At 43.0% G+C, this 15,637-nt stretch carries 17 protein-coding genes and 1 pseudogene; 16 read left to right on the top strand and 2 right to left on the bottom strand.

From position 1 onward, the window contains the following. Positions 1–115: 115 nt before the first annotated feature. Positions 116–1,153 carry an IS630 family transposase gene (locus ACSJJG_RS02515; protein WP_282885529.1) on the bottom strand — a complete coding sequence of 346 codons (1,038 nt, stop codon included), beginning with the start codon at positions 1,151–1,153 and terminating at the stop codon, positions 116–118. Positions 1,154–1,255: 102 nt separating this feature from the next. On the opposite strand from ACSJJG_RS02515, the gene ACSJJG_RS02510 reads away from it, so the two are divergent. Further along, positions 1,256–2,353, top strand: coding sequence for an ISAs1 family transposase (locus ACSJJG_RS02510; protein WP_282885530.1), 1,098 nt, complete (start codon positions 1,256–1,258; stop codon positions 2,351–2,353). A gap of 402 nt (positions 2,354–2,755) precedes the next feature. Here the strand turns inward: ACSJJG_RS02510 and ACSJJG_RS02505 are convergent, their stop codons facing one another. Further along, entirely contained in the window at positions 2,756–3,655 is a 900-nt protein-coding gene (locus ACSJJG_RS02505; RefSeq protein ID WP_189758693.1) for an HNH endonuclease, read from the bottom strand. Between the two features lie 136 nt (positions 3,656–3,791). Between ACSJJG_RS02505 and ACSJJG_RS02500 the strand changes: the two genes are divergently transcribed. The 15 genes and pseudogenes from ACSJJG_RS02500 (at position 3,792) to ACSJJG_RS02430 (ending at position 15,635) form a co-directional block, all read left to right on the top strand. Beyond that, positions 3,792–4,055: a hypothetical protein gene (locus tag ACSJJG_RS02500; RefSeq protein ID WP_189758694.1), complete on the top strand. Its 264-nt coding sequence runs from the start codon at positions 3,792–3,794 to the stop codon at positions 4,053–4,055. Between the two features lie 373 nt (positions 4,056–4,428). Beyond that, complete coding sequence (locus ACSJJG_RS02495) at positions 4,429–4,818, top strand: hypothetical protein (RefSeq protein ID WP_481088356.1); 390 nt, start codon at positions 4,429–4,431, stop codon at positions 4,816–4,818. A gap of 111 nt (positions 4,819–4,929) precedes the next feature. Beyond that, positions 4,930–5,612, top strand: a pseudogene (locus ACSJJG_RS02490) (methyltransferase); the annotation flags it as partial. Between the two features lie 13 nt (positions 5,613–5,625). Next, on the top strand, positions 5,626–6,345 hold the full coding sequence (locus ACSJJG_RS02485; protein WP_481088355.1) for a beta-ketoacyl synthase chain length factor: 720 nt from the start codon (positions 5,626–5,628) through the stop codon (positions 6,343–6,345). A 1-nt stretch (position 6,346) separates the two neighbouring features. Beyond that, positions 6,347–7,138 carry a lysophospholipid acyltransferase family protein gene (locus tag ACSJJG_RS02480; protein ID WP_481088354.1) on the top strand — a complete coding sequence of 264 codons (792 nt, stop codon included), beginning with the start codon at positions 6,347–6,349 and terminating at the stop codon, positions 7,136–7,138. Positions 7,139–7,156: 18 nt separating this feature from the next. Next, positions 7,157–7,414, top strand: a complete 258-nt coding sequence (locus tag ACSJJG_RS02475) for a phosphopantetheine-binding protein (protein ID WP_285808665.1) — start codon at positions 7,157–7,159, stop codon at positions 7,412–7,414. 14 nt (positions 7,415–7,428) lie between these two features. Next, positions 7,429–7,677 (top strand): acyl carrier protein, encoded by a 249-nt coding sequence (locus tag ACSJJG_RS02470; RefSeq protein ID WP_374052459.1) that lies wholly within the window; start codon positions 7,429–7,431, stop codon positions 7,675–7,677. 58 nt (positions 7,678–7,735) lie between these two features. After that, a complete protein-coding gene (locus ACSJJG_RS02465; protein ID WP_481090355.1) occupies positions 7,736–8,287 on the top strand; it encodes a COG4648 family protein in 552 nt (183 codons plus the stop codon). Then, positions 8,284–9,675 (top strand): acyl-CoA synthetase family protein, encoded by a 1,392-nt coding sequence (locus tag ACSJJG_RS02460; RefSeq protein ID WP_481088353.1) that lies wholly within the window; start codon positions 8,284–8,286, stop codon positions 9,673–9,675. Before ACSJJG_RS02465 ends, ACSJJG_RS02460 begins: the two co-directional genes overlap by 4 nt. Continuing rightward, positions 9,662–10,021 (top strand): ApeI family dehydratase, encoded by a 360-nt coding sequence (locus ACSJJG_RS02455; protein WP_481088352.1) that lies wholly within the window; start codon positions 9,662–9,664, stop codon positions 10,019–10,021. The genes ACSJJG_RS02460 and ACSJJG_RS02455 overlap by 14 nt, the downstream gene beginning before the upstream one ends. Beyond that, positions 10,012–11,733 carry a glycosyltransferase family 2 protein gene (locus ACSJJG_RS02450; protein ID WP_481088351.1) on the top strand — a complete coding sequence of 574 codons (1,722 nt, stop codon included), beginning with the start codon at positions 10,012–10,014 and terminating at the stop codon, positions 11,731–11,733. The genes ACSJJG_RS02455 and ACSJJG_RS02450 overlap by 10 nt, the downstream gene beginning before the upstream one ends. Positions 11,734–11,736: 3 nt before the next feature. Continuing rightward, a complete protein-coding gene (locus ACSJJG_RS02445) occupies positions 11,737–12,159 on the top strand; it encodes an acyl-CoA thioesterase (RefSeq protein ID WP_481088350.1) in 423 nt (140 codons plus the stop codon). A 41-nt stretch (positions 12,160–12,200) separates the two neighbouring features. Beyond that, entirely contained in the window at positions 12,201–12,779 is a 579-nt protein-coding gene (locus ACSJJG_RS02440) for a LolA family protein (RefSeq protein WP_481090354.1), read from the top strand. Next, complete coding sequence (locus ACSJJG_RS02435) at positions 12,751–15,075, top strand: MMPL family transporter (protein WP_481088349.1); 2,325 nt, start codon at positions 12,751–12,753, stop codon at positions 15,073–15,075. Before ACSJJG_RS02440 ends, ACSJJG_RS02435 begins: the two co-directional genes overlap by 29 nt. Beyond that, positions 15,072–15,635 carry a DUF3261 domain-containing protein gene (locus ACSJJG_RS02430; RefSeq protein WP_481088348.1) on the top strand — a complete coding sequence of 188 codons (564 nt, stop codon included), beginning with the start codon at positions 15,072–15,074 and terminating at the stop codon, positions 15,633–15,635. The genes ACSJJG_RS02435 and ACSJJG_RS02430 overlap by 4 nt, the downstream gene beginning before the upstream one ends. Positions 15,636–15,637 lie beyond the last annotated feature (2 nt).

Raw genomic sequence — 15,637 nt, 5'->3', positions numbered from 1 at the left:
ATTAATTAACCTTTCTATTATTAGAGGTAAATTGATAATTTATTTCCACTAACCTTTTTATTAATTTCATGTTTCACGGCATTTGTATAAATAAGCTTTCATAATAACGATACACTTATTTTTTCATTCCCGGTTGTTGCCCTAATGAAAATGCAATCATAAATTCTTCAACGCACGCTAAGAGTTGCCACATATACTGACAGCAATGATTTCGGGTGACGGTTTCATGCAAGGATTGCCACAGGCGTTCAATCTTATTTAGCCATGGTGAATAAACCGGTAAAAATAACAGGTTAAATTGAGGATTTTGTTTTAGCCATTCCCTGACTTTATGGCTTTTGTGAATACCATAATTATCCAAAATCAACGTGATACTTTTGGCTTGACGATACTGACGATTAATTTTCTCTAACATGTTGATAAATAAATCAGCGTTTTTCTTTATACCACCGACATAGGTCACTTGACCTGTTCGGGCATCAAGGCAGCCTGCAAGGTAGTGCTTTTGGTTTTTCCCCGGCGTCATCACGCGTTTTTGTTGTCCTTTTAGACACCAGTCTGCCCCGATTTTAGGATTCAGATCGATATCGACTTCGTCTTCATAAAAAACAAGATGTTGCTCTGATGCGTTGGCTAAGGCTTCGGTGATTTTTGCCATTTTTTCGTCATACTCCGGATCAGGCTTTTTGATGGTAGGTGCCGCTCTTCGCCAGACAATACCCACCTGACAAAAGTCACGATAAAGCGTGCTTTTCGACAGTGATAACCCTAATAATTCATTGATTATCTGAGTGATAAGTTCAATACTCCAGCGTGAACGCAAACAGTCAAAATCCTGCGGGGAGTGTGATAATAAGAACGACAACAAGCTAAAAATCGAGGCTAAATTCCATCGAGCAGGCCTTCCTCTCGGTAAGCTTTTTAATCCTTCCAGCCCATATAACGTTAGCCAATTTATCCAACGATGGACGGAAGAACGTGAACAATGAAGGGTTCTGGCAATGTGAGAAACGGTCTGACCTTCATGTAACATCAAGAGTGCCATGAGTCGGCGGGCATAATCTTTATCCCGGGTTTTATGAATAAATTTTTTCATCTGACGTCGTTCATTTCGGGGTATTGGTGCGACAGGGCTAGATCTCACAATTTCCATAGGGTTATTTAGATTAAATAAAAGTCAGTCCCTAATTTTTTTAGGTACTTTTCTCATTAACACGTTAAGATCTTGCCATTCTAAATAATCACGATCCCAATAATGAGTATTTTTAATTTTATCAGCAAGATAGATGACCACCGCTCTGACATTAATAAAAAACATGAACTTATCGAGGTGATTTTTTTAGCTTTTTCTGCTGTATTGTGCGGTGCGTCGGGCTGGAAAGCCATTCAGGAATTTGGTGAGTTACAAATCGAATGGCTGAGAAAATACACGCATTTTACCCATGGTATTCCTCGCCGTCATTGTATTGCGAATATTATCAAGCTGATAGATCAAGATGTGCTCGTCGAAGCCTTTTATAGCTGGATTAACCAACGCCGGGTTAATGCCGGAAAAAGTGTTATTGCCATTGATGGAAAAACGATGCGGGGAACCTGCAAAGGCACGCTGTTTGAAGCGTTACATATCGTGAGTGCGTACGATATCGAATCGGGTGTTGCGCTGTATCATCGGGCGGCGGAAAGCAAGGGAAAAGAAGGCCCTGTTGCCCGAGAACTGATTGAATTATTGGCGCTTGATGGCGCTATCATTACGATGGATGCCCTGCATTGCCAAAAAGAAACACTTGCATTAATCACCCAACGCAGCGGTGATTTTATTGTCGGTCTGAAAAGCAATCAAAAAAATCTCTATGAATTTGTTAAATCTCATTTTTCTTCGAATTACGAGAAGGATGAACTGGCTGAATTTACCGAAAAAAGTCGGGGCCATGGCCGGGAAGAACTGCGCCATGTGATGCAGCTCAGCGCGACATTACCGGAACCCCTTCAGCAACAATGGCCGTCAATAAAGAGTGTGATTGAAGTTGTGAGCGAACGAACAGTCAAAGGCAAATCTTGCCACCGCGATTCTCGCTGGTACGTGAGTTCGTTGCCACTGGATGCAGAAACTGCGGCCAGAGCCATCAGAAGACATTGGTCGGTGGAAAATGAGCTACATTGGGTTTTGGATGTCACGTTCCGGGAAGATGCTATCTCACTTAAAGATCCCGATGGTGCGGCACAGATGGCGCTTTTTAACCGAATTGCGTTAAATGTGATTAAACAAGATACCAGTATTAAGGACAGTCAAAAAGCTAAGCGCCGAATGGCAACATGGTCAGGGGAATTCCGCAGTCAGCTTATCTTTGGTTAAATTAAGTGCAAAGTGGAATCCCGCCCTGATTGGTGCTATGATTCGCATCACTCAGTCCATTTTGGGATTTTTTTGATTTGGCGATTAATCAGATCGCAAAAATTGGACTGAGTTCCCTTCAAGTGATCTACTATTTTGAAAGCTTATTTGGTAAATTTATCTAAAATAGCTGAGGTAGGATGTGTTTTCATTTTTATCACTATGTATTATTGATTATTAGTAGTGATAGATTACTTATAACTAATTATTAAAAATAATAACCCATTTTGTATAAAACCTTATACAGGAATCCTCACGATCTCGTATATTGATTGCTACTAATCTAAAAATAGGTAAATGTAAGCTAAAACAATCTGATTAACATTTACCTAATCAAAACACAGAGTAATAATTATACAAAATTTATCTTTTTTGGTTAATTATTTTGGATAAATCTTTAATTGAAATCATGGGATCTTTTCTATGTATCATTCTATGACAGTTAGAACAAACTATCGCTAAATCAGATAATTCAGTTCTAGTTTCACCATCACTTTTATGCAATGGGTTTAAATGGTGAACTTCACAAAAACCTTTACCAACATCACCATAAAACTCAAGAAAATCAAAATTGCATACTTCACATTTTAGAGTTCCTTTTTCATCTAAAACGCTTTCTTTCTTTTTATTAACAAGGCCGGAGTTTCTTTCTCTCATAATATGCAATCGCAAACGTGGATTACCTTCAACTCCAAAATAATCCAGATCAATATTTGGAATATTATTATTTGTTCCACGACCATCAATTAAATCGTGAACTTTTTTAACATGCTCTTTACTCTCAGGCTTATCTGCATACCAAATAAGGCTTTGTCCAATTCCTCCTTCTACTTTTCTAGGTATTAGTAGAGTGCGTTTTTCAACAGGTAATAAAAAGGCATCATCCCATAATGCCTTTATACGATATATATTTATATCGTTTCTTTTCTGCTTTTCAGAGGGTGTGTCTAATTTCTGTGGTTCACGATATACAGTCGCATTTTTATACCAACCAACAACAACCGTTCCGCCACGTTCATGGCGAGCGAGCCAAACAACTGTGATATTATCAATTTTGTTATCAAATTTACCAGCCCCTAGCCTCTCTATATTAATTTTACCAGGTGATTGAACATATCCATAGACATAACCATTCACATTAGTGAAATTACAGACCTCAAGGCCTGTGTTCTCTTCATTATAAGAGCCACCATCTCGAAGAAAATCGCCATCAATTCCGTCATAATGTTCCATCCAACCAGTATTACAAAAAATAATTGTCATATATTCCTCGTAGCTATTTTAATCTTTCCTGTTCTGATAATTGAAAAAGAATTCTTCTTTTATCTTCTTCATTCATTCCAGATAGTAAAGAAATTGCTCACCTCTAAATGTTAAAGGCTACCGGGCGGTTAACCCGATGGCCTTAATTCTATCACTGAAATTGTTTGTAGTGGTCAAGAAATTCCGGGTAAGCGGCGTCAATCTGACGCTGGGCGGGGGTTTTATCCGCAGACTTCCCATTGGGCAACTACGTGATGGCCATGTTTTCATTGGTCAAGTTGACCTTGCAAAGCCGCTGCTGATGGAGAACAACCTGTTGAACCGCTTCCAGCTTAAATTCAGCGGAATAGTGGCGTTTGGTGGGTTTCAATTTCATCATTACACCTCATTGTTATGTTAATAACATTAGCAGGCTTTTGAAGCGTCCGAGATCCTTATACCACGCCAAAGTGTATCCTTGCCGATAATTGGGGTAAGCGGCATTAATCTGGCACTGCCACTTGAAATTTATTGAGTACATATTTTCTTTCATGATATGAATAAATTTGTTTCATTGATTATTTATGGCAAAAAACATCAATACTCATATTGAAATATTAATTTCATAAATAACCATAGTTATTATTATTAACCTTTTTATCACTCAGCAACACTCTCAATAAAATCTATAATGAAGTGATAGATGTAGCAGTATTGTTGGAATTTATTTAAACTATTCTGCGCAACGTAACTATTTCACAATCTATATTGTCTTATTTACCATGAGAAAAATAATGAAAACTTCATATAAGCTATTAATCAGTCTGGCTTGCATTGTCTCTCTTGCAGGCTGTGCTCGTAACGTACCGATATTAACTCCCCAAACCACCATCGTGACACAAAATTCCCTACCTTCCGTAAAAAAAGCAATATTGGAAGCAGGTAAGAACCGCAAGTGGATAATGACTGAAGTCTCTCCTGGGGTTATTAATGGCTTACTGAAAAATCGTAAGCATGACGTGCAAATACGCATCAACTATACCGCCAAAAACTACTCTATCAATTATGTCAAGAGCCATAAACTAAGAGAGGGTGACGGAAAAATTCACCGCAACTATAACCGTTGGGTCAATAACCTAGATAGAGACATTCAGTTAAATTTATCCCTGCTGACTAATAAATAAACACTTACTTTAGAGCCTATCCCAATCAATGAAAGCATCCTGATGAGATAGGCTTTTTTGTGTTCTGGCTATAGACCTATTGGATATCTGGATATATGTGAAAATTAAAATAAGCCTGCTGGATTAAAAGTGTTCGGTGAATGGTCAACTATTTACCCTGCCCTAAGCCAACTACCCGAACCTGCGAAAACAAGTTGGTTTTCATTTGACCATTTTTATTCTGATTCCGCCTTTAATGCAGCATTGAAAACAGTTTTCTCCATGGATCCTAAAGTGATTTATGATGTTGGTGGCAATACAGGAAAATGGGCATTGCGCTGTTGTCAATATGACAGTAAAGTCTGTGTCACTATTCTGGATTTACCCCAGCAAATAAAATTGGCTGAAGAAAATATACGCAGCCAGGGAATGGCTGATCGTATTTTCGGCCATCCTGTTGACATGTTATCGGATAACAATTTACCCACAGACCCCCCCTTTGGTGGATGAACCCCTTCCTTGATTGTTTTTCCGAAACACAAATTATAGGCATTTTACGCAAAATCTCCGCAGCGATGAAACCTGATGCTCGAATTTGTATCATGGAGCTGTTTTGGGACTGCCAGCCTTTTGAAGCAGCAGCTTATAGTCTTAATGCTACCTCGCTCTATTTTACTTGTATGGCAAATGGTAATAGTCGTTTTTACAGCATTAATGATTTTACCCAATTCCTCAATAAGGCTGGATTGGTTATAGAAAACCAAATAGATCAGTTAGGTTTGGGCCACACATTACTGATCTGCAAAAAACAGTAACAGATGGTATTTCATGAAATTGACATTGGATATTACAGACTGGCAAGCCATCGCTCCTGGACTTTCTCATATTGATGAGTGGAAGAAATGGTCTGCAACATTACCAGTCACTATTGATCAATCACGGTCAGTAGAGAAATGCACCCAATTACCGATGATGACAGCTCGCCGCTTAAGCTCCGGCAGTCGCCTTGCTGTGGATTGTGGCTTGAGCATCCTACGTCGCAATCAAGTCGATGCCATTGTCTATACCAGCCGTCATGGCGAGTTGGAACGTAATTACCAGATATTGCAGAATCTGGCGCACAAAGAGAATGTTTCGCCAACCAATTTTACCATGTCAGTTCATAACTCCTCTGTCGGTAATTTAACTATTGTCGCTAAGATGCCTCTGGTTTCCTCTTCCGTTTCGGCAGGTATTGACAGTTTCCAGCAAGGACTATTTGAAGCGTTAACACTGCTTCATGCGGGTCATCGTAAAGTTCTGCTTGTCGATTTTGAGGGAGAGATCCCCTGCTTTTATCACAATGTCATCGATGCCAAGACCCCAACCTATCCCTTTGCGGTAGCTCTGCTCCTGGAGCAAGGTACTGGCTTGCATTGTACAAAGCAATTTTCAGTGGAAACAGAACCGAGTCTTCCTCAAAGCCTCCAGTTTCTTCGTAACTGGTTACGAGGCGAACAGAATTTCATTGTTTCAGGAGATTATTGCCAGTGGAGTTGGAGCCGATAGGATGATGAAAAGGATTTCAATCAATATCATTGAACGCACTAACTGGCTCTGGCGTCTGCTCATGACCGGGTTGTGTTTTACCCTATTTGGCCTAGGTGGGTTACTCCTCTCTCTTATTTGGTTTAATTTGTTGTTGGTTTTCCAACGCAATGAAGATAAACGCTGCCATCTTGCACGCTACAGCATTTCATTGAGTTTTCGTCTGTTTCTTTTTTTGACCAAAAAATTAGGGGTACTGGATTATCATTTCAATGGGTTGGATAAAATCCGTGCGGATAAAGGCTGTTTGATTGTTGCTAATCACCCTACTTTGCTGGATTACGTTATTTTGGCATCGGCACTATCAGATATAGATTGCATCGTAAAATCTGCATTACTGCGCAATCCTTTTATCAGTGGCGTAATTCGTTCTGCACGTTACCCGGTAAACAGTGATGCAGAAACTTTGCTTCCTGTCTGTCGCGAGCGACTATCTTCTGGTCACAATATCTTGATCTTCCCAGAAGGAACCCGCACGACACCGGGTCAGTCAATGTCACTGCAACGTGGGGCTGCAAATATCGCTGTGCGATGTGAATGTGATTTACGGATCATACATATCACTTGCAGCCAAAGAATGCTGGACAAAAAAAGCAAGTGGTATCAAATCCCTCCGAAAAAACCCATTTATACGATCACGATTGGTGAACAACTCACCAATGAAAATTTCGCGGTTGATACAGAAAACGGGCATGCCATCGCTGCCCGCCAACTTAATCGTCAACTTACTCAATTACTAACACCATCAAATTAATAGATGTCGGATACGATGATGCAAGAGTTACATATTGAAATAAAACAATTAATTATAGACGTCCTGAATCTGGAAGATATTACACCTGCGGATATTGAAACCGATGCCGCCCTGTTTGGCGACGGTTTAGGTTTAGACTCTATCGATGCTTTGGAACTGGGACTGGCAGTAAAAAATCGTTATGGCATCGTATTATCTTCTGAAAGTGAAGAGATGCGCCAACACTTCACTTCTGTCGCCTCGCTGGCGTCTTACATCCAGTCACAACAAGCATAAGAACAGGTGTCACCATGGAAAAACAAGCGATTTTTCAGGAAGTCTCCCAGCTACTGGTTCAATTGTTTGAGCTATCTCCCGAAGACATTACGCCTGAATCACGGCTCTATGAAGATCTGGAGTTAGATAGCATTGATGCCGTTGATATGGTTGTACATTTGCAAAAGAAAACTGGGCGAAAAATCAAACCTGAAGCATTCAAGTCTGTTCGCACCGTGCAGGATGTCGTGGATGCTGTGGAACAATTGTTGCAAGAACAATAATCAGCAATAAACCCTCAGAAAAGTAGAAAAAAACGACAAACATGTGGGTAGTTCATTGATGTTATTGCTCCGTATTGCCAATACCGTAATGTTAATCGCCTGGCCTTTTTTAGTCTGGGCGATGGTTAACTACGGACAATTTCATGCCATGTTGATTGTTATTATTCTATTTTTTATTTTGCGATTACTGTCGAACAAACATCAGGCCTACAGTCAGCAGAAAACCAGTTGGGTATTATCCATAGCAGGGATAACCCTGGGTTTAGCCAGCCTGTTTCTGCGCAACCACCAACTTCTTATGTACTACCCCGTGGTTGTTAATGCTGTTCTACTGATTCTGTTTAGCAGCTCATTACGTTACGGGCCTCCTATCATTGAAAGGATAGCCCGGATCAAAGAACCTAATTTACCCCCAAAGGGTATTATCTATACACGCAAGGTCACTTACATCTGGTGCTTGTTCTTTATATTCAATGGCACAGTGTCACTCGGAACTTGCCTGTATAACAATATGACCCTGTGGACATTATGGAACGGAATGGTGAGCTATTTATTAATTGGATTACTCATTTCCATTGAATGGCTGGTACGCCAACGGGTAAAAAAATGATGAAAGCACAACCTCTATCCCAATGGCTATCAGAGGATAATGGTCTCCAGCGGCTGGTCAGTTGGGGCAATCACCCTGCCAGCCTGAAGAAACTTCGGCAGGATGTCACCGCATTATATTTACGCCTGAAAAACCTGCACATAACAGAGCCAAAACGCGCAGCTTCCCGCTGGGCTTTGTGTTTTGAAGATAGCTATGACTTCTGTGTCGCCTTGCTGGCAACACTTCATGCCGGCAAAATTCCTGTCATTCCGGGTCATTGTCGCGAAGCCCAATTACAGGAGCAGCAACCTCTTTTTGATGGTGTATTGACGGATTTACCTCTGAGCTTATCTTGTCCTTGCTGGCAGATTACATCGTCTAATCCAGAAATGGATACGACAGAAAAAACTTTACCTAACATCACATTACCAGCCATCTCACCAGATGCCTCTTTGGTGATGTTCACTTCTGGTTCGACAGGCATTCCTCAACAAGTGATCAAGCCTATTGCCGTCATGGATCTTGAATCCCAATGGCTGGCTTCTCTGTGGGGAGACAAGCTACAATCCTGCATTGTCAGAGCTTCGGTCAGCCATCAGCATTTATATGGTTTAACATTCCGCATCTGGCTACCCATGTCACTGGGCTTAACATTTGATCGCAAGATAGTAGAATTTCCTGAGCAGCTTACCAATAGCCCACGCTGTGCACTGATCAGTAGTCCAGCCTTCCTACAACGGCTTGATGACAAACTCCCCGGTCCTGATTGCACGTTTGTCGTTTCTGCGGGTGGGCTTTTGCATTTTGCCGATGCGGAAAAAGCAATGCAGTGGTTCAACACGCCTCCTAATGAAATTTATGGATGTACCGAAACAGGCATAATGGCCTGGCGAAACCGTAAAACGGACAATGCAGTCTGGACCACATTTGAAGAAGTGTCATTCCAGGAAGATGAAGAAAAGAATGTGCGTGTCTATTCTCCTCTTCTTCCTGAGCCTTTTGGTCTGATTCTGGATGATCAGTTTGCCTTCGATAGCCAGGGTAATTTTGCTCTATTAGGGCGCCGAGATCGGCTGGTGAAAATTGAAGAAAAACGCATTTCCCTGTCAGAAATCGAACGCCGTCTGTGTGAAATTTCAGGGATCGCTGACGCGGCGGTATTGCCGATTAATCGAGGTAAACGCAATAGCATTGGTGCGGTAGTCGTGTTAGATCACGAAACTGGCAAACGTTATCAACAGCAAGGAATTCACGAACTGTCACAAGATTGGCGTCATCAGTTAAAACCTTGGCTGGAGTCTGTCGCATTGCCACGTTATTGGCGAGTCGTTGAAGCCATTCCCTTAAATGCCCAAAGCAAGCGTTCATGGCCTGCATTACAGGAACTATTTAATGAAACCCATTGAAATTCATCGCGAGCAACCTGCCCCCAATGAGGTCATTGTACAACTGTATTTAGATCCCAATTTGGATTGGTTCCGAGGACATTTTCCCATTCAGCCACTTCTGCCGGGCGTGGCGCAAATCGATTGGGTCATGCATTATGCCCAACCCCTGCTGACACCAGGCTGGTCTTTTTCTTCGATTGAAATGGTGAAATTCCAGCGTCCTTTGCAACCAGGCAACAAACTGCTATTGAACATCAAATGGGATGAAAAAAAACACTTGCTGGCCTTCCATTATGACTTAGAAACCCAGAATGGAAACGAAGGCCAAACAGCAAGCCAAGGAAAAATAAAGCTATGTCGTTGAGCGTAAATACAATTACGCCTTGTGTGGTTATTCCTTGTTATAATCACGGCGCGACCATGCCTGCGGTATTGGAAAGGTTATCCCCTTATCATCTCCACTGTTTTATCGTGGATGATGGCAGTGAAGTTGAGACTCAACATCGCCTCGAAGATTTAGCACAAACCGTTCCTGATGTAACACTTATCCGCCTTGAACATAATCAGGGCAAAGGTGGTGCAGTCATGGCAGGAATGCGGGCAGCAGCGGATTCAGGGTACAGCCATGTTTTACAAGTTGATGCCGATGGTCAACATTGCCTGGAAGATATTCCCCTGTTTTTGGCAAAGGCACGTCAGTATCCCGATCACTTGATTTCCGGTAGCCCGCAATATGATGCTTCCGTACCCAAATCCCGCCTTTATGGACGCTATATCACCCATGTCTGGGTTTGGGTGGAAACCCTTTCTTTGTCTATTAAAGACAGTATGTGTGGCTTTCGTGTCTATCCACTGGCACCTACGCTACAACTGTTGGCTGACAAAGATGTCGGTTATCGCATGGATTTTGATATCGAAATCATGGTGCGGCTTTATTGGCAGGGAACAGAAAGTAAATTTGTGCCAACAAAAGTCACTTATCCTGAAAATGGCCTATCCCATTTTGATGCGTTGAAGGATAACCTTAGCATCTCATGGATGCATACCCGCCTGTTTTTCAGCATGTTACCACGCATTCCTTCACTATTATGGCGTAAGCGCTACCATTTATGGCGTAAGCGCTACCATTGGTCAGATATTCAAGAGCGTAAGGGGCTGCTTGGCATGAAGTTCATGCTAGCGGTTTACCGATGGTTTGGACGCAAGCCTTTTGAATGGTTGCTTTATCCTGTTGTTGGTTATTTCTGGCTAACTGGCGGTCTACAACGCCAGGCATCCAGCCAATATCTTGAGAGACTGAAACAAACCTTGCAACACAGAGGTATCGCTACTCCACAAGGCCTTAATAGTTACCGCCATTACCTGCGTTTTGGCCAGGCCATGCTGGATAAAATCGCCAGCTGGCGTGGTGACTTGAAATGGGGAAAAGATATTGAATTTGCGGAGGGCGCAGAACAAACATTTTTGGATGACAATTCAGGCGGGAAATTGTTGTTGGTTTCGCATTTGGGAGATATTGAAGTCTGCCGGGCACTGGCACAACAAGCGGGTAAACAGACTATCAATGCACTGGTTTTCACTGAACATGCTCAACGTTTCAAACAGATCATTGAAGAAATTTCACCTCAAGCGGGGATCAATTTATTGCCAGTCACGGATGTAGGGGCTGATACCGCTATCATGCTGAAAGAAAAAATTGACGCTGGCGAATGGGTAGCCATTGTCGGTGATCGGATTGCCGTTAATCCTTCCAGAGGCAACACTCAACGCATCGTATGGAGTCAATTCCTTGGCTATTCTGCCCCCTTTCCGCAAGGGCCATTTGTCCTCGCTTCCGTGTTGCACTGCCCTGTGCTGCTGATGTTCGCTCTTCGGCAAAATAACCAATTCAAAATTTATTGTGAGCATTTTGCCAATCCCCTTGAATTGCCACGTAAACAGAGAGAACAAGCTTTGCAGCAAGCTGTGGATCTCTACGCTTCCCGACTGGAACATTATGCCCTGCAATCCCCGCTAGATTGGTTTAATTTTTTCGATTTTTGGCAATTGCCGTCTGCCCGAACCAATAAGGAATAAAAAATGCTGACTGATCCTCGTTTTACTGCCGAGGTTGAATTAACAGTGCCATTTCATGATGCTGATCCCATGGGCGTTGTTTGGCATGGAAATTACTTTCGCTATTTTGAAATTGCCCGTGAAGCCCTGATGAATCAACTCAATTATGGTTATCGAGAAATGCGTGAATCCGGCTACATTTGGCCTGTCGTTGACGCCAAAATCAAGTATCGCGCCCCCGTACTCTTTGAACAAAAAATACGCATCAGAGCTGCCATCGAAGAATTTGAAAACCGCCTGAAAATTGCTTATCAAGTTTTTGATGCAGCAAGCGGCGAAAAAACAACTGTAGGCTACACCATTCAGGTTGCCGTTTCTAAAGAAACACAGGAAATGGGCTTTATCAGCCCAGATATTCTATTCGAACGTATGGGGGTCAAGCCGTGAAAAAATGGCGCTGGATATTGTTGTTCCTGACAGCAAGCTTCATGACAATCAATAATATGGCATATGCCATCACCCTTGAGGAATTACAACAGCGGTTTGCCCACCAACCCATTGTGCGAGCGCACTTCACACAAGTGCGGCAAATTCAAGGTATGTCTCAACCCCTGTCTTCCAGCGGTCAAATGCTGGTTTCACAACATAAAGGGCTATGGTGGCATCAGCAAAAACCGTTTCCACTGACACTGTTACTGGATGACAACCATATGGTACAAGCCATGCCAGGGCAAACTCCCCAAGTGGTCACCGCGGATTCTAATCCACAACTGTTTCAGTTCAACCATCTGATGCGAGCGCTGTTTCAGGCCGATCGGGCTGTGCTGGAAGAAAATTTCAAAATCGAATTCAACGACCTTGGGCAGGAAAAATGGCGCTTGGTACTGACACCCAAAACATCTCCTTTGGATAAACTTTTCACGGCGATTACGCTAAACGGTCAAACTCACCTTGATGCTATTTTACTGACTGATCGCCAGGGAGATCGCACAGAACTCTCTTTTACCCAACACCAATTAACACCAGAGACGCTGAGTCATGAAGAAAAGCAACACTTCAAATTCTGAGCCGCGTCGGCTGGCACTACTCTGGTTGTTAACATGCACTATCCTGCTGATATTGCTGGCCGTCTTGTTACCTCAATCTCGCCTGTCCACCAGCGTATTGGCATTATTGCCGGCCCAAAGTGCGGGAAACATACCTCCCGCCTTGCAAGAAGAGTTCATGCAACGTCTTGATCGCCAATTGGTGTGGATGGTCAGTCCGGGAAAAAACGAGGATATTGCCCCTGCACAATACTGGCTGGAACATTTGCAAAAAACGCCGTTTCTGACCAATGTCAAAGGGCCAATGACAGCAGAACAACAACAAGCATGGGGACGTTTTTACTATGAACACCGTAATGCAATGCTCGATCCTGCTACCCGTGACAGACTGAAAAATGATGGTAATCAGCAAGCAAACTGGATCTTATCTCAGATTTATTCCGCCTTTTCTGGTGTCAGTGGAAAAGAACTCAATAATGATCCCTTCATGCTGGTCAGAGGCTCACAACTAGCACTCCAGCAGACATCCAGTCAATTACGGCTTCAAAGTGGCTGGTTAGTTGCCAAAGATAATTCGGGAAGAAGCTGGTACTTACTTCATGGAGAGCTAAAAAACGCTTCCTTTGATATGCAGCAAAGCCATCATGCTGTCACTGAGTTGAGTCAGTTACAGCAGTCACTGGAAACTCAATTTCCTGATGCTAAAGTGATTTCACGGGGTACCCTGTTTTACAGCGATTACGCTATCCAACAAGCAAAACATGATATTTCAACATTGGGCAGCGCCACAGTGCTCGGTGTATTGCTACTCATCTACATTGTTTTTCGCTCCCTGAAACCTTTCTTGCTGTGCACTCTCTCCATCAGTATCGGTGCTTTGGCAGGCACTGTCGTGACGTTAGGGATCTTTGGCGAACTGCATTTCATGACGTTGGTGATGAGCATCAGTATTATCGGCATTTCCGCTGACTACGCTATTTACTATCTAACAGAATGCATGGTACATGGTCAGGAAATTACGTCATGGCAAAGTATGCGGAAAGTCTTGCCTGCCTTATTAATGACATTGGCAACCACTGTCATTGCCTATCTAATCATGATGTTTGCACCTTTTCCCGGCCTACGCCAATTGGCGGTGTTTGCTGCTGCGGGGTTAACCGCTTCCTGTTTAACCGTCATTTGTTGGTATCCCCGACTTGCTAAAAACCTGCCCGTGCGCCCCATTCCGGCCATGATCATGTTAATGCTCTGGCTGGCGTTATGGAGACGCAATCGGCTGTTTTATATGGGATTACCCATAATGTTGGCGATTTTTGCAGTACTGGGAATTTCCCGTTTGCAGATCAATGATGACATTGCCCAATTACAGGCGCTACCACAAGACATCCATCAACAAGAAAAACACATTTCCGCGTTAACCGGACAGCGCAGTGATCAGAAGTGGTTCGTTATTTATGGCAATAACGCAGAGCAAACATTGCAACGACTGGAATCCTTTATCCCCAAATTGGATACAGAAAAACAGCAAGGTAATATCAGCCAATACCAACGGTTTCCTCTCTCCTCTCTTGCTCAACAACACAAAGATCTTGCGCTGATCAAGGCGGCTACACCCAATATCGTAGCTCGGTTGACAGAAGCAGGATTAACAGTGAAACAACCAGATACTCACGCTATGACGGTGACGCCGAATGACTGGCTTAACAGTACAGTTAGTGAAGGTTGGAGATTGATGTGGATAACCCTGCCAAATGGCCACAGCGGCGTTCTGCTCCCGGTCAATGGCGTTAAAAACAGTGTTTTGATGCGTCAATTGGCAGAACAACAGGAAGGGATCAGTTGGGTTGATCGCAAGCTGGCTTTCGATGAGATGTTTCAATTCTATCGAACCATACTTGGCTGGTTATTAGCAGGTTCAGTCATCCTGATCGCTACCAGTTACATAGTACGGCTTGGCCTGCGTCGTGGCGTCATCAGCATATTACCATCACTACTGTCCCTCGGCTGTGGGCTGGCGGTTCTCGGTTTTAGTGGTCATAGCCTTAACTTGTTTTCAATATTAGCTCTGGTTCTGGTGCTGGGTATTGGCATCAACTACACCCTGTTTTTCAGCAATCCTCGTGGTACTCCGCTAACCTCTCTATTAGCGATCAGCGTAGCAATGTGTACTTCATTGCTCACACTGGGCATGTTGATGTTCAGCAGCACCCAGGCAATCAGTAGTTTTGGCATCGTGTTATGCAGTGGGATCTTTACGGCTTTCCTGCTATCACCACTGGCAATAGCGAAACACCAAAAAAGGGAAAAGCAATCATGACACGGTTACTCATCCTGTCTTTGACCTGCCTGTTGGCAGCTTGTACGAACGCACCACAAAACGGCCCCCCCAGTGCATGGCTGAAACCAGGTGTCCGTGTTTTATTGCCGGAGCCAACCATCACGCCTGCTATTAATGAACAGCAATTGTTAACAGCTACCGTAAAAGGCAAACAACAATCATTGATTGTGCTGCTTAATGCTGATAAGCAACACCTGTCACTGGCAGGGCTGTCTTCGTTAGGTATCCGGTTATTCAAATTAGATTACGACAAAAATGGTGTTCATACCGAACAATCTATTGTCTTGCCGGAACTTCCCCCTGCCAACCAAGTCTTGGCCGATATTATGCTCAGTTACTGGTCAGCTTCCGCTTGGCAAAATCGATTGCCTGATGGTTGGAGACTCAAAGAGAGCGATAATCTCCGCCAACTCTATGACAAAAAAGAAAAATTAATCACAGAAATTCATTATGATACCCAAAATGGCAAACGACGCCCATTTCGCGTCCAGCAATTCGTTTTCGGTTATGACATCGCCATTCAGCATTTAGAAGAGTAAGA

The sequence above is a fragment of the Xenorhabdus sp. SGI 60 genome (genome assembly GCF_056632175.1).
Note: the sequence above shows the minus strand (reverse complement) of the source record. Positions and strands in the feature narration are given on the sequence as shown.